This window comes from Rhodococcus sp. PBTS 1, assembly GCF_001620025.1.
In the GTDB taxonomy this organism is placed as follows: Bacteria; Actinomycetota; Actinomycetes; order Mycobacteriales; family Mycobacteriaceae; genus Rhodococcoides; species Rhodococcoides kroppenstedtii.
Genome location: NZ_CP015219.1, coordinates 4,238,067 through 4,251,687 on the forward strand (window position 1 = coordinate 4,238,067; position 13,621 = coordinate 4,251,687).

The window sequence follows — 13,621 nt, forward strand, 5'->3', positions numbered from 1 at the left end:
AGCAGATGCTCACCTTAAGAGCCGGGAGCGACATCGTGACGACGCCGAGTGGCAGCGACGAGCTGAGGCTGGCGCTGCGTGCGGCGACGATGTACCACGTCGAGGGCGCGACCCAGGCCGAGATCGCCGCCAAACTGGGCGTCTCCCGCCCCACGGCGGGTCGGCTGGTCGCCCGCGCCCGGGCGAACGGGTTGGTGCGCATCGAGATCCACGTGCCCGAGGAGATCAGTGGATCGGTGCACACCGATCTCGAACGCCGACTCGAGGAGCGGTACGGCCTCGACGAGGCGATGGTGGTCACGTCGAGCATCGACGACGCCGGCGGTCGGTACGACGCGGTGGGACGCGCCGCCGCGGGCGTGCTCATCCGGCGTCTGCAGCCCGCGCACACTCTGGGCTTCACCTGGGGGCCGGAGACCGTAGCGGTGGCGCAGGCACTGCAGGGCCGCGGCACCCGGTGCGCCCGGGTGGTGCAGCTGGACGGGTCCATGAGCACGGCGGATTACCAGACCGGCGTCGACTTCGTGCTCGCACGGTGTGCCGACCAGCTGCAGGCGACGCCGATGCGCCTGAACGCCCCGCTCTACGCCGACCCGGCGACCGTCGTCGCGCTGCAGCAGGACTCGCTGATGTCCCGGGCTCTCGACGCGGGCCGGACCGCGGATCTCATGTTCTTCGGGCTCGGCCCGGTCTCGACCTCGACGACGCTGTTCGAGGGAAGCTTCCTCGACGCCGATCTGCTGGTCGAACTCGACCGCCTCGGCGCGGTCGGCGAGATCGGCGGGCGGTTCTTCGACGCCGACGGCAGGGACGTCGGCGGATCGCTGGCCGAGCGCACCGTCTCGGTCCCGCTGGACGACATTCGGAACTGCGCCACCACTCTGCTCATCTCCGGCGGCGCGCGGAAGCACGCTGCGGTCCGGGCCGCTCTGCGCGGCCGTCTGGCCACCGTCCTGGTGACCGATATCGCCTGTGCTCTCGACCTTCTCGACGAGCCCGGCAGCACCCCCACGAAGGAATCGAGGTAGTACCGACGTGACATCACGATTCGTCCCACTCGTCGCCCTCGCCGCAGCCACCGTGCTGACGGCGAGCGGCTGCGCGGGCGCGGGATCGTTCGGTGGTGACGGTGGCGGCACGACCATCACCGTGGCCATCGTCTCGAACTCGCAGATGTCCGACGCGATCTCGCTCGCGCCGGAGTTCGAGGCCGCGAACCCCGGTGTGAACCTGAAGTTCGTGTCCCTGTCCGAGAACGAGGCCCGCGCGAAGATCACGGCGTCGGTGGCCACGGGCGGCGGTGAATTCGACGTGGTCATGATCAGCAACTACGAGACGCCGCAGTGGGCCGAGAACGGGTGGCTCACCAACCTGTCCGACTACGCGCAGGCCACGCCGGGGTACGACGAGGACGACTTCATCCCGTCGCTCAAGGAGTCGTTGTCGTACGAGGGCAGCATGTACTCGGTTCCGTTCTACGGCGAGTCCTCGTTCCTCATGTACCGCAAGGACCTCGTCGAGGAAGCGGGCATCACCATGCCGGCCGAGCCCACCTGGGACCAGGTCGCGGAGGCCGCCGCGGCGCTCGACCGCCCGGGCGTGTCGGGAATCTGCCTGCGCGGCAAGCCCGGGTGGGGCGAGGTGCTCGCTCCGTTGAACACCGTGATCAACGCATTCGGCGGCCGCTGGTACGACGAGAACTGGAACGCGCAACTCGACAGTCCGCAGGTCGAGCAGGCCGTGCAGTTCTACGTCGATCTGGTGCGGGAGCACGGGCAGGCCGGCGCGGCGACGAGCGGATTCAGCGAGTGCGGAACGCAACTCGCTCAGGGCAACACGGCCATGTGGTACGACGCCACCTCCGCGGTGTCGGTTCTCGAGGACCCGACGTCGAGCACCGTCGTCGGCAAGATCGGCTACGCGAAGGCGCCGTCGGCGGTCAAGGGCGACAACGGGTGGCTGTACTCGTGGTCGCTCGGCATCCCGACGACGTCGGAGAACCCGGACGACGCCTGGAAGTTCGTCTCGTGGATGACGAACAAGGAGTACCTGCAGAAGGTCGGCACCGAACTCGGGTGGGAACGCGTGCCGCCCGGTAGTCGGTTGTCCACCTACGAGATTCCGGAGTACAAGGAGGCGTCGGCCGCGTTCGGGCAGGTGACGCTGGACTCGATCAACGGCGCCGACCCGCTCGATCCGACCGTGGACCCGGTGCCGTACACCGGAGTCCAGTTCCTCACGATTCCCGAGTTCCAGGATCTCGGCACGCGGGTCAGCCAACAGATCAGCGCCGCCGTGGCAGGACAGATCAGCGTCCAGGACGCGCTCGCGCAAGCGCAGCAGTACGCCGAGGTGGTCGGCAAGACGTACCAGGAGGATCAGTGATGACCACGACCGATGTCGGCTCGGCGAGGTCCGACGCCACCGTCGTTCCCCGCGAACGCGTGATCTCGAAGGCGGAGGGGTGGCGCCGCCGCGGGCCCCTGCTGCCCGCCATGGTGTTCGCGATCGTCGTCACGCAGATCCCGTTCCTGTTCACGCTCTACTACTCGACGCAGTCGTGGAACCTGGTGCGCCCCGGATCGCGGGAGTTCAACGGTCTGAACAACTACGTCGACGTGTTCCGCGACAGCCAGTTCCGGACGGTCGCGTTCAACACCGTGATCATGATCGTGGGCACGGTGCTCATCTCGGTGGTGCTGGGCCTGGCGCTCGCGCTGCTGCTCGACCGGAAGTTCATCGGACGCAGCCTGATTCGCACCCTGCTCATCACCCCGTTCCTCGTCACCCCGGTCGCCGGCGCGTTGATCTGGAAGACCACCATGTTCGACCCGGTCTTCGGCCTGATCAACTTCGTCCTCAGCCCGTTCGGGGTGGGTCAGATCGACTGGGTCTCGCGGTTCCCGCTCGCCGCCGTCATGACCAACTTGGTCTGGCAGTGGACCCCCTTCATGATGCTGCTGATCCTCGCGGGCCTGCAGTCCATGCCGAAGGACATCGCGGAGGCTGCGCGCGTGGACGGTGCCGGGCCGATCGCCCTGTTCCGCGAGCTGACGTTGCCGCACCTGCGGCGCTTCATCGAGCTCGGAGCGGTCCTCGGTGCGATCTACCTCATCAACACCTTCGACGCCGTCTACATGATGACCTCCGGTGGCCCGGGAGTCGCGTCGTCGAACCTGCCGTTCTACATCTATCAGCGCGCGTTCCTCGGCTTCGACATCGGACAGGCGGCGGCCATGGGCGTCGTCACCGTGGTGGCCACCATCGTCGTCAGCACCTTGGCGCTGCGACTGATCTTCACGAGCTTCAGCGGGAAAGAGGAGGCGGCCTGATGAGCACCACCACCGAGCGGGGCACCGATCGGAGCGCCCCGAGCACGACCGCCCCGGTGTCCCGGAAGCGGTCGTGGGGACCGGGGTCGATCTGGTCCCTCGTCGCCTGGATCGCAGGCATCGTCTTCTTCTTCCCGGTGCTGTGGATGGTGATCACCGGGTTCAAGCAGGAGGCGGACGCCTACACCTCCACCCCGAAGATCTTCTTCACGCCCACCCTCGATCAGTACCGCGGGGTGCTCGAGAGCGGGATCGGTACCACCCTCGCGAACTCGGCGTTCGCCACCGTGGTCTCGACGCTTCTCGTTCTGCTGCTGGGGGTTCCGGCCGCGTTCGCACTGTCGCTGCGCCCGGTGAAGAAGACGCAGGACGTGCTGTTCTTCTTCATCTCGACCAAGATGCTTCCCGTCGTGGCGGCGATCGTGCCGCTGTACGTCATCGTTGGCGACATCGGTCTGCTGGACAACATCTGGGCGCTGATCGTTCTCTACACGGCGATGAACCTGCCGATCGCGGTGTGGATGATGCGCTCGTTCTTCCTCGAGGTGCCGAGCGAGTTGCTCGAGGCCGCGAGCATGGACGGCGCCTCGCTGTTGACGTCGGTGCGGGAGGTCATCCTGCCGCTGGTCTCGCCCGGGATCGCGGCGACGTCGCTCATCTGCGTGATCTTCTCCTGGAACGAGTTCTTCTTCGCCGTGAACCTCACCGCCGTTCAGGCGCAGACCATTCCGGTCTACCTGGTCGGCTTCATCACCGGTCAGGGCCTCTACTGGGCCCAGCTCTCCGCCGCTGCGACGTTCGCAGCCCTCCCCGTCGTCCTCGCCGGATGGTTCGCGCAGAACAAGCTCGTGCGCGGCCTGTCCTTCGGCGCCATCAAGTAGGAGAAACGATCATGGCTGCAATCTCGTACAAGAACGCGTCCTGCATCTACGAGGGCGCCGATAAGCTCGCCGTCGACTCGCTCGATCTCGACATCCAGGACGGCGAATTCGTCGTCCTGGTGGGACCGTCGGGGTCCGGGAAGTCCACCGCGCTGCGCATGCTCGCCGGCCTCGAGGAGATCGACGGCGGTGCCATCGAGATCGGTGGGAAGAACATGGTCGGCGTGCCGTCCAAGGACCGCGACATCGCGATGGTGTTCCAGAACTACGCGCTCTACCCGAACAAGACCGTCGGGGAGAACATGGGGTTCGCGCTCAAGATGCGCGGCGTCGGACTGGAGGAGCGGAACCGCAAGGTGCAGGAAGCAGCGAAGCTGCTCGACCTCACCGAGTACCTGGACCGCAAGCCCGGCAAGCTCTCCGGTGGTCAGCGTCAGCGTGTCGCCATGGGCCGCGCGATCGTGCGCGAGCCGCAGGTGTTCTGCATGGACGAGCCGTTGTCGAACCTCGACGCCAAGCTCCGCGTGCAGACCCGCACGCAGATCGCCGCTCTGCAGCGTCGCCTCGGCACTACCACGGTGTACGTCACGCACGACCAGGTCGAGGCCATGACGATGGGTGATCGCGTGGCGATCCTGAAAGACGGCCGCCTGCAACAGTTCGCCTCGCCCACCGAGCTCTACGACCACCCGGTGAACGCGTTCGTGGCCGGCTTCATCGGCTCACCCGCGATGAACCTGTTCACGGTGCCCGTCGCGTCCGGCGGGGTCCGGGTGGGTGAGCGTCTCGTGGCTCTGGAGCGCGATCAGCTGACCGCCATCGCGGCGGCGGGCCTCGACGAGGTGACCCTGGGCCTGCGTCCCGAGCAGCTCGAGATCGGGAGCGCGGAAGACGACGGCCTGCTGGTGCAAGTGGACCTGGTGGAAGAGCTGGGCAACGAGAGCTACCTCTACGCGAGCTTCCCCGACCGGGAGATCCGCGCGATCGACGGCACCTCGGCCACCATCGTCGCGCGGTCCCCGCAGCGGGCCCCGGCGCGGATCGGTGAGACCGTGACGCTGCGCAAGCGCGAGGGTTCGGCCCACCTGTTCCACCCGGAGACGGGAGATCGGATCGGGGCGTAGGAGTCGCCGCGAGTTCTGCCACACGATCGCGCGCCGATCCGCGAATCCGCGGACTCCGCGCCGATCGTGTGGCGATCCTCGCGCGGTCTGGTGTACTGGCCGGCGTGAGCGTGCGCGATCCGTACCCCCTGCTCGGTCGCACCGCCGTGGTCACCGGGGTGAGCCGGCGGGTGGGGATCGGCCACGCCGTCGCCTGTCGGCTCGCGGCATTCGGGGCGAACGTGGTGTGCCATCACCACTCGCCGCACGACGCGGAGCAACCCTGGGGCGGCGACGACGTCGCGGCGGTCGTGGACAGCGTGCGCTCCCGACTGGTGGCGGGCGCTCGCGTGATGGAGGTGTCCGGCGATCTCACGGACCCCGGTGCGCCCGAGGCGATCGTCGACCGCGCCGCAGCGGAATTCGGCGCGGTCGACGTCCTCGTCTGCAACCAGGCTCTGTCCGGGTCCGACGGTCCCCTCGGCGCCCTGACCGCCGCCGATCTGGACCGACATTTCGCCGTGAACGCGCGCACGTCGATCCTGCTGGCCCAGGGCTTCTCGGCTCGCCACGTCCCGGGCCGTCCCGGATCGATCGTCTTCCTCACCTCCGGCCAACACCTCGGCCCGATGCCCGGTGAGATCGCCTACGCCGCGGCCAAAGCGGCGCTGGCCGGGGTGACGGTGACCGTCGCCGACCAGCTGGCCGACGTCGGAATCCGCGTCAACACCGTCAACCCCGGCCCCACCGACACCGGGTACCTGTCCCCGGCCGACCGCGCCGCAGTAGCGGCGCGCTTTCCGACGGGGCGCATCGGATCACCCGACGACGCCGCCCGGCTGATCGCCTGGCTCTGCACCGACGACGCCGCGTGGATCACCGGGCAGGTCATCGACTCCGAGGGCGGGTTCCGTCGATAACCGTCGTCAGCCGGCGACGGCGACGAACTCGTTGGGCGTGACGTCCAGGGTCGCGGTGGCGACGACGTCGCCGGTCGTCAGATCGAGGGCGTGGACGGTGTTCGTGGCGGGCTCGGTGACGTACGCGGTGTCGCCCACCACGGAGATCCCCGGGTGCGCGTCCTGGTACCGAGCGGGGCCGTCCCATTCTCCGATGACCGGGTAGGACGCCGTGACCGTGCGGGTGGTCGGGTCGAAGACGTGGACCGCGCCGTCGGTGCCGATCAGGTAGGCCAGATCGTTCGGGCCGCGGGTGACGCCGCGCCAGGTGTACTCGACTCCGGCGGGGAGGTCGACCACGTCGAGCGTCTTGGCCTCGGTGTCGACGACGGTCACCCGGTCCAGCAGCAGACCTTCCGCGTCGGGGTCGTCCTTGTAGTCGCCGACGACGAGGGGGCTGGTCTCGCTCACGTACGTGTTGCCCATCCGGCCGTACGGCTGGTCCGGTGCGTCGAGCTTGGTGACCTCGCCCCTGTCGTAGACCAGGGCGCCGTTCTCGCACCCGAACACGACCCGTTCGTCCTGCGCTGTGCCCTCGCCGTGGATGCCCGGGCAGCGGTCGCTCGAGGCAACGACGTCCCCGTTCTCGGACCGGGCTTCGATACCGGTGCGCCCGTTGGCGTTTCCGACGGTAGTCAGCAGAGTGCCGTCGGACAGGACCACGGAGACGCCGTGATGAGCCTCCGTGCCGGGGACGGTCTCCGTCTCGGGCATGCCGTCGGTCGTACCCAGAGCGGCGGTGTCGAGGATGGTGGTGTCGCTGGTGCCGTCGGCGTAGAGCACGGTGCGCCCGGCGTGGTGGACCACGTGGCCCGGCTTCTCGGCGGGGAACACGGTGTCGGTGAGTTCCGGGGTGTCCGCCGTGCCCGCCGCGGTGTCGAGCACCTGGAATCCGGCACTGGTGGTGACCATGACGTGACGCCCGTCGCCGGCGGCGTTCAGGCGGGTGTAGTCCTCGGACGTGAAGTCGGCGACGTCGGCGAGCGTCTCGGCGTCGAGGACGCGAAGCCCGCCCGCGTAGGACACGACGACGCGGGGTCCGGGCTCGGCGGTGGCGCCGTCGGACGTGGTCGCAGCGTCCGACGTGGTCGAGGTGTCGGCGGAGCAGGCTGTCAGAGCGACGGCGGCGGTGAGGGCGACGACCGCGGTGGTCGATCGTCGAACGGCGTTGATGCGCATGCGGTGATCCATTTCTGTGAGGGTGATTCCGGTCAGGGGGCGAGTCCGTCGGCGATGCGATCGGCGTTGGCGCGCATCATGGTCGGGTAGTCGGGGGCTCCGCCCTCGGGTTCGGTGAGGGACTCCGAGAAAAGTTCGACGACGCGCACCTCGAGATCGGCCTCGTCGGCCAGGGCGCGGACGAGTCGGTCGGGTGCGGAGGATTCGGCGAAGACGGCCGGGACCCCGGTGCGCTCGAGTGCGTCGACGAGATCGGACAGGTCGGACGCCGACGGTGCGGCGAGGGTGGTCCCGCCGGGAATCACGGTGCCGACCACGTCGAAGTCGTAGCGGTCCGCGAGGTAGCCGAACACGTGGTGGTTGGTCACGAGGGCTCGGCGATCGCGCGGAATGGCGTCGAACGTCGTCGCCATCGTGCGGTCGAGCTCGGTCAGGCGCGCGGTGTACTCGGCGGTCTGCGCGGCGATCCTGTCGGGGTCGACCCCGTCCAGGCCGGAGAGCACGGGTTCCAGCGCGGTGACCACGTCGATCATCCGCGTCGGGTCGGTCCAGAAGTGCGAGTCCGGCGTTCCCGCCGCGTCGCCGTCCCGGTAGTCGAGGACGTCGACGGCATCGCCGGCGACGAAGGTCGGAACTCGTTCTGCCGCAGCCGCGTCGAGGTGCTGTTGGAGACCTTCCTCGAGTCCCAGACCGTTGGAGACAACCAGATCGGCGGACCGCAGCAGGGCGCCGTCCTGCGCCGAGATCTCGAAGGAATGCGGGTCGGCGTTCGGCTTCATGAGGGTGACCACGCGCGCCTCGTCTCCGACGACGCTCGACACCACGTCGCCGAGGATGTTGGTGGAGACGACGACGGTGGGTCGGTCGTCGTCCGTCGCGGAACACGCTGCGGCGCCGCAGATCACCAGGGCGACCGCGGCGAGGGACAGTAACCGTCGTGTCATGTCAGCGCCCCGTCCCGGCGGTGAACACGGGTTCGGTCGCCGTGTCGAAGGTCCGGGCGATGCGTGCGTCGTCCGCGAAATCGAGTTCGTACAGGGTCTTCTCGACGGGTCCGCTCAGGTAGGCCCGCTGCTGGTCGGCGACGAGCGTCGGCGTGGCACCGGCAGCGACCGACGCCGCGACGAGGGGCGCGGTCTCGGCCAGGACCGCTCCGTCGGTGCCGCGCAGGACGAGGACGCGACCGTCGCGGGCCACCGCGAGCACGTGGTCGTCGCCGTCGTCGACCGCGGTGACGTGCACCAGCGGGGCCGGAGCCGGCAGCCGGGTCCAGGACCTGTCGCGGGTGTCGAGAAGCAGGATCTCGTCGCCGACCAGGCCGGCGACCGTCGGCCGGCCCTCTCGGTTGTCGAACTCGGCCACGGACACACCGGACAGCCCCTCGGGGTAGGGGATGCGCTGCGTCGTCACGTCGTCGTCGGTGGCCGTGGCGAGGAGGGCGCCGTCGGCGCAGCCGATCACGGCGCCGACCCGCGTGGTCCGGGTACCGCCGGCGTCGGGGCACGAGTCGACGAGTCCGGTGGGTGTCCCGTCGGCGGCACGGCCGACGACGGTGCGCGCCGCGCCGCTCCCCTCGGTGACGAGCGCGAACGAACCGACCGGGACGGTCAGGCCGGGACCCGGAGCGCCGGTGACCCGGAAGAGTTCGCGGATCTCACCGCGAGAGAGTGCCTCGGTGTCGAGCAGGACGGCGTCGCCGGACCCGGCGAAGTACAGCCCCGTCCCGCCGGACGTCGACGAGTTCGTCGTGCTCACGGTGACGTCGCCGTCCCCGGGCACCGTGCCGAGGAGGCGCGGCTGCGCCCGGTAGTAGTGGAAGTGGTCGACGTGGTCCCACGTCCACACACCGCTGTCGACTATTTCGACGCCGGAATCGTTCTGCACGAACAGGTATCGACCGTCGGTGTGCACCGCGCGGGGCGGGTCGACACGGCCGAGCTCGGTCGTCGTCTCGTCGAGAAGGTCGAGGTGGGTGACCGTCCCGGCGGCGTCGACGGACGTGAGACCGAGGCGCGGCTCGGCCAGTTCCTCGGCGCCGTCGATCGCGCCGTGGCCGTCACCGCTCGCGTCGACGGCGGTCTCGTCGGCCGCCCGATCGTCGACCGGTGCGGGCTCGGCGCTGCACCCGGACAGGGCGAGCGTGAGAAGAGCGGGCGCCAGGACGGCGCGGGTCAGTCGGTGGTGCACGGTGACCTTTCGGGGACGGGTGTCGACGCGCGTCGACGGGTGGGGAGAGCCGCGTGCGCCGCGTGCGACAGGGCGGCCGCCGCGATGGCCGTGGCCGCGATCGAGGCGCCGGCCGCGGTGGCTGCGTGCCACGAGACCAGCAGGCCGACAACGACACTGGCGACCCCGATCACGGCCGCCAGGACCATGCGGGTCGGGATGCGGTCGGTCCACGGACCGGCCGCCACGGCCGGGGCGAGCAACAGGCCGACGACCAGCAGCGAGCCGACGGCCTGGTACGACGCCACGACGGCGAGGGTGACGAGGGCGACCAGGACCGCGCGGGCCGAGCGGGGGCCGAGGTCGAGGACGGCGGCGATACGCGGGTCGATCGCGAGCGCCACGAGAGGGCGGTGGAAGGCCGTCGCGGCGGCGATTCCGACCGCCGTGGCCACGGCGAGGAGAACGAGGTCGGTCTCGTCGATCGCCAACACGTCGCCGAACAGGATCGTGGTGGCGTCGGTGGCGAAGCTTCCGGAGTGGGACACGACGATGACGCCGAGTGCGAGCATGGCCACGAACAGCAGGCCGATGCTGGTGTCGTACGACAGTCGGCCGCGACGCTGCAGCGCGGTGATACCGACGCTCATGACCGCGGCGCCGAGGGCTCCGCCCACCAGCACGGGAGCACCCAGCACGGTGGCGAGCGCGACCCCCGGCAGCATGCCGTGCGCGAGCGCTTCACCCAGAAAGGCCATGCCGCGCACCACGACCCAGGTGCCGACGACACCGCAGAGCACGGCCACCAGCGCACCGCCCAGGGCAGCGCGCTGGACGAACCCGTGGGCGAACGGGTCCATCAGCGCACCGAGTGCCGGATTCGTCACGGTCGGGAACGTAACAGTATCGAAAACGATTATCAAAACCGTCTATGGTGTGGTGATGACCCTCGTTTCGGCCCACCTCACCCGACTCCGCGTGGAATACGACGGCACCGTGGCGTTGCGCGACGTCGACCTGGACGTCCGCGCGGGCACGGTGACGGTGATCGCCGGACCCAACGGTTCCGGCAAATCGACTCTGGTGGAGACGATCGCGGGCACCGTGGTGCCGACGGCGGGTCGGCGGGTGGTGTCGGGGACGATCGCATTCGTTCCCCAGCGCACCGCCGTGTCCGACGGCCTGCCGCTCACCGTCCGGGACGTCGTGACGGTGGGTACCTGGGGTCGGCTCGGTCGGTGGCGCCCCGCGCGTGCGGGCACCCGGGCGCTGGTGGACGGCGCGCTGCGCCGCCTCGACATCGCCGATCTCGCCTCGGCGTCGTTCGCGACGGTGTCCGGCGGTCAGCGTCAGCGTGCGTTGCTCGCCCAGGGGCTCGCGCGGCGGGCGGACCTGCTGTTGCTCGACGAGCCGACCACTGGACTCGACGCCGCGAGCGCCGAGCGGATCCGGGCCGCGATGGTCGACGAGGCACGTCGCGGCGCCGCCGTGGTCTGCGTCTCGCACGACCCCGCGGTGATCGCCGCCGCCGACCGGGTGGTCCGGTTGGAGGGCGGCCGCCGGATCGAGTGACCCGGCGACGCGCCCGTCCGCGGCTCAGGCGCGACCGAGGAGGAGTTCCGCCGCGTCGCGGGGGTGGGTCCAGGGCCACCAGTGCTTCGCGTCGACCCGCACGATACGAAGATCGGGGGCCCACCGCTCCACGTCCTCGACGAGGTCGGGGGAGAGGAAACGATCCCGCCTCGGCACGACGATCGTCGTCGGCACCTCGCACCGTGGCTCGGGACCGGAGATCATCCGTCGAACGATGTTGGCGCGGTACAACTCCACCCGCGTGCCATGTTCTCGGGTGTGGCCGCGGGAGCCGGATCGTTCGGTCCGGCCTTGACGAACGCCGTCGGCACGTACTTCCCGAGCACGGGGACGTGGAAGCCCCAGATGTACCAGGACCGACCCAGCTGGCCGATCAACGACGGCCATTGCCAGGGGCGCAGGCCCGCCGGCGCGACACTGCCCGCAGGTGGTCGATGCTGGGTCCGGACACCGAGGTGTAGGAGGCGACGTCGACACGAGCGCGACTGTCGCGCAACGGCTCCCACATCTGGACCGATCCCCAGTCGTGCGCGAACACGTGGACCGGACCGTCGCGATCGGGGATGGAGTCGACCACTGCCCAGAAATCCTCGGCCAGTCGCTCGAGGGCGTAGGACGCGGTGCGGTCCGGAGTGTCGAGGAGGGTGTCACCACCGCGGGTGTCGTAGGCGACGACGCGAGCGCGGTCGCCGATAGCGGCGATCAGCGGCTCGTACATGCGGTGATCGTCCGGATATCCGTGCACGAGAACGACGGTCGTCTCCGCGTCGCGTCGGCCGTACTCGAAGACCGCGACGTCCGCTCCGGTGGACCGGACCGTCCACTGCGCGTGCGGCTCGGGTGGTTCCTGCTGGGTCAACTCGCCTCGCTTCGTCGATGCACCGAGTCGCCGCGCAACAACCGGGCCACCAGGTCCAGCCGGAGCTGCTCCTGCTCGGGTTGCGGATGCACGACGGCGGAGAGGGCCTCCCCGTCGAGGAGGAATACCACCGAGAAGAGCACGGTATCCACCTCGGCCGGGGGCAGTGACCCGGCGATGGGCAGAGTTCGGCCGAGCGCGACGATCTCTCGCGTGGTACCGCTCGGTGAAGGGCACCAGCCGCTCTCGCAATGCCTGATCGCTGCGCGCCGCGATGAGCAGTTCGTACCAGGCGCCGTTGATCGGTGCCCGGCACGCCGCGCGCAACAGGGTCAGGCAGTGTTCGACCGACGCCGATCCGAACGCCGACAGACCCGTCCGGAACTCCTCGAACTGTCGGCGGCGCACCTCGTCCGCCGCCGCCACCATCAGGTCGAGCCGAGTGGGGAAGTGCCGGAACATCGCCCCCGAGGACAGGCCCGCGCGGGTGACCACCTCGGTGACCGTCGTGGCGGCGTAGCCCTTCTCGCACAGCGAGGCGATGGCGGCGTCGACGAGCTTGCCGACGGTCGCGGTCCGGCGTTCCTCCTGGGTCCGCCTCACACTGCTGCCGGTCGGCGGTCGGCGCCCGCGGCGGCCGATCGGCGGTCTTCGCCGCAGCGGCCGCGCCCGCGGCGGGCGTGCGCACGCCGGCGCGCAGGAACTGCCCGGCGCGCTCGGAGACGCCGAACCACGAGGCGAAGCGGCCGCCGCGGTAGACCACCCGGCCGCCGACGAGCGTGGCGGTGACCGCGTCGTCGTTGCGGTTCACCATGCGGCTCAGGCCGCCGAACTCCGGCATGGTCTCCTCCCGGTACGCGTCGACCTCGTCGGTCAGGCCGGCCGGGTTCACCACGACGATGTCCGCTCGGTCCCCGATCCGCAGGTGACCGGCGTCGACGCCGTAGAAGTCCGCCAACTCGCCGCTGAGCTTGTGCGCGGCCTGCGCGACGGTGAGGAAGCCCTCCCGCGCGTCGTGCACCCGACGCAGCAGGCGAATGCCGAAGTTGTAGAACGCCATGTTCCGCAGGTGCGCGCCGGCGTCGGAGAAGCCGACCGTGACACCCGGTCGGGTGATCAGCTTGTCCATCTGCTTGCGGCGGTGATTGGCGATGGTGGTGTGCCATCGTAGCTTTCGCCCGTGTTCGACCACCAGATCGAGGAAGGCGTCGACCACGTGAATCCCGCGCTCGTCGGCCACCTCGGCGATGTTCTTGCCCACCACCGACGCGTCGGGGCACTCGGTGATCTCGGCGTCCGCGAAGTCGCGGTGCCACACCCGAGAGGAGAACTTCTTCTCGAAGTCCGCGCGAAACCACCGGCGGTAGGCCTCGTCCTGCAGCAACTCGTTGCGGCCCAGCTCTTCTCGCAGGTGCAGCGCAGCCCGGCCGGAACCGAACTCCTCGAACACCACCAGGTCGATGCCGTCGGAGTAGACGTCGAAGGTGGTGGGCAGGTGCTGCCAGCGGAAGTCGCCCCGGCCGGGTCCGTTCACCAGTGCCGCGAGGGG

General features: G+C 69.7%; 13 protein-coding genes and 1 pseudogene. 7 read left to right on the forward strand and 7 right to left on the reverse strand.

Annotated elements, in window-relative coordinates:
- Nucleotides 1–5: 5 nt before the first annotated feature.
- From A3Q40_RS19470 to A3Q40_RS19495, 6 genes are all read left to right on the forward strand, one after another.
- Entirely contained in the window at nucleotides 6–1,028 is a 1,023-nt protein-coding gene (locus A3Q40_RS19470) for a sugar-binding transcriptional regulator (protein ID WP_068104723.1), read from the forward strand.
- A 7-nt stretch (nucleotides 1,029–1,035) separates the two neighbouring features.
- Nucleotides 1,036–2,385 (forward strand): ABC transporter substrate-binding protein, encoded by a 1,350-nt coding sequence (locus tag A3Q40_RS19475; RefSeq protein ID WP_068104725.1) that lies wholly within the window; start codon nucleotides 1,036–1,038, stop codon nucleotides 2,383–2,385.
- Complete coding sequence (locus A3Q40_RS19480) at nucleotides 2,385–3,332, forward strand: carbohydrate ABC transporter permease (protein WP_068104727.1); 948 nt, start codon at nucleotides 2,385–2,387, stop codon at nucleotides 3,330–3,332. Before A3Q40_RS19475 ends, A3Q40_RS19480 begins: the two co-directional genes overlap by 1 nt.
- Complete coding sequence (locus A3Q40_RS19485) at nucleotides 3,332–4,213, forward strand: carbohydrate ABC transporter permease (RefSeq protein ID WP_068104728.1); 882 nt, start codon at nucleotides 3,332–3,334, stop codon at nucleotides 4,211–4,213. Before A3Q40_RS19480 ends, A3Q40_RS19485 begins: the two co-directional genes overlap by 1 nt.
- 11 nt (nucleotides 4,214–4,224) lie before the next feature.
- Nucleotides 4,225–5,337, forward strand: a complete 1,113-nt coding sequence (locus A3Q40_RS19490; protein WP_068099271.1) for an ABC transporter ATP-binding protein — start codon at nucleotides 4,225–4,227, stop codon at nucleotides 5,335–5,337.
- A gap of 104 nt (nucleotides 5,338–5,441) precedes the next feature.
- Nucleotides 5,442–6,236, forward strand: a complete 795-nt coding sequence (locus A3Q40_RS19495) for an SDR family oxidoreductase (protein ID WP_235606375.1) — start codon at nucleotides 5,442–5,444, stop codon at nucleotides 6,234–6,236.
- A 6-nt stretch (nucleotides 6,237–6,242) separates the two neighbouring features.
- Here the strand turns inward: A3Q40_RS19495 and aztD are convergent, their stop codons facing one another.
- From aztD to aztB, 4 genes are read right to left on the reverse strand one after another with little or no spacing between them, the layout of a single operon-like run.
- Complete coding sequence (aztD, locus tag A3Q40_RS19500) at nucleotides 6,243–7,466, reverse strand: zinc metallochaperone AztD (protein WP_235606376.1); 1,224 nt, start codon at nucleotides 7,464–7,466, stop codon at nucleotides 6,243–6,245.
- Between the two features lie 20 nt (nucleotides 7,467–7,486).
- Nucleotides 7,487–8,398 carry a zinc ABC transporter substrate-binding protein AztC gene (gene aztC, locus A3Q40_RS19505; RefSeq protein ID WP_068099272.1) on the reverse strand — a complete coding sequence of 304 codons (912 nt, stop codon included), beginning with the start codon at nucleotides 8,396–8,398 and terminating at the stop codon, nucleotides 7,487–7,489.
- 1 nt (nucleotide 8,399) lies between these two features.
- A complete protein-coding gene (locus A3Q40_RS19510) occupies nucleotides 8,400–9,641 on the reverse strand; it encodes an ABC transporter (protein WP_068099273.1) in 1,242 nt (413 codons plus the stop codon).
- Nucleotides 9,626–10,507 (reverse strand): zinc ABC transporter permease AztB, encoded by an 882-nt coding sequence (aztB, locus tag A3Q40_RS19515; RefSeq protein ID WP_235606377.1) that lies wholly within the window; start codon nucleotides 10,505–10,507, stop codon nucleotides 9,626–9,628. The genes A3Q40_RS19510 and aztB overlap by 16 nt, the downstream gene beginning before the upstream one ends.
- A gap of 55 nt (nucleotides 10,508–10,562) precedes the next feature.
- On the opposite strand from aztB, the gene aztA reads away from it, so the two are divergent.
- Nucleotides 10,563–11,192: a zinc ABC transporter ATP-binding protein AztA gene (gene aztA, locus A3Q40_RS19520; protein ID WP_068104738.1), complete on the forward strand. Its 630-nt coding sequence runs from the start codon at nucleotides 10,563–10,565 to the stop codon at nucleotides 11,190–11,192.
- 24 nt (nucleotides 11,193–11,216) lie between these two features.
- Here aztA and A3Q40_RS19525 read toward each other — a convergent pair whose 3' ends face one another.
- From A3Q40_RS19525 to A3Q40_RS19990, 3 genes and pseudogenes are all read right to left on the reverse strand, one after another.
- Nucleotides 11,217–11,417 (reverse strand): hypothetical protein, encoded by a 201-nt coding sequence (locus tag A3Q40_RS19525; protein WP_157889680.1) that lies wholly within the window; start codon nucleotides 11,415–11,417, stop codon nucleotides 11,217–11,219.
- Nucleotides 11,418–11,586: 169 nt separating this feature from the next.
- Nucleotides 11,587–12,675, reverse strand: coding sequence for a TetR/AcrR family transcriptional regulator (locus tag A3Q40_RS21085; RefSeq protein ID WP_335340806.1), 1,089 nt, complete (start codon nucleotides 12,673–12,675; stop codon nucleotides 11,587–11,589).
- Nucleotides 12,676–12,733: 58 nt separating this feature from the next.
- Nucleotides 12,734–13,621 (reverse strand): annotated as a pseudogene (locus A3Q40_RS19990) (amidohydrolase family protein); the annotation flags it as partial.

Bases quoted from the DNA above. Each gene is read 5' to 3' on its own strand.
- A3Q40_RS19480 (WP_068104727.1), top strand. From the start codon at position 2,385: ATGACCACGACCGATGTCGGCTCGGCGAGGTCCGACGCCACCGTCGTT.
- aztC (WP_068099272.1), bottom strand. From the start codon at position 8,398: ATGACACGACGGTTACTGTCCCTCGCCGCGGTCGCCCTGGTGATCTGC.
- A3Q40_RS19490 (WP_068099271.1), top strand. From the start codon at position 4,225: ATGGCTGCAATCTCGTACAAGAACGCGTCCTGCATCTACGAGGGCGCC.
- aztD (WP_235606376.1), bottom strand. From the start codon at position 7,466: ATGGATCACCGCATGCGCATCAACGCCGTTCGACGATCGACCACCGCG.
- A3Q40_RS19485 (WP_068104728.1), top strand. From the start codon at position 3,332: ATGAGCACCACCACCGAGCGGGGCACCGATCGGAGCGCCCCGAGCACG.
- A3Q40_RS19525 (WP_157889680.1), bottom strand. From the start codon at position 11,417: ATGATCTCCGGTCCCGAGCCACGGTGCGAGGTGCCGACGACGATCGTC.
- A3Q40_RS19470 (WP_068104723.1), top strand. From the start codon at position 6: ATGCTCACCTTAAGAGCCGGGAGCGACATCGTGACGACGCCGAGTGGC.
- aztA (WP_068104738.1), top strand. From the start codon at position 10,563: ATGACCCTCGTTTCGGCCCACCTCACCCGACTCCGCGTGGAATACGAC.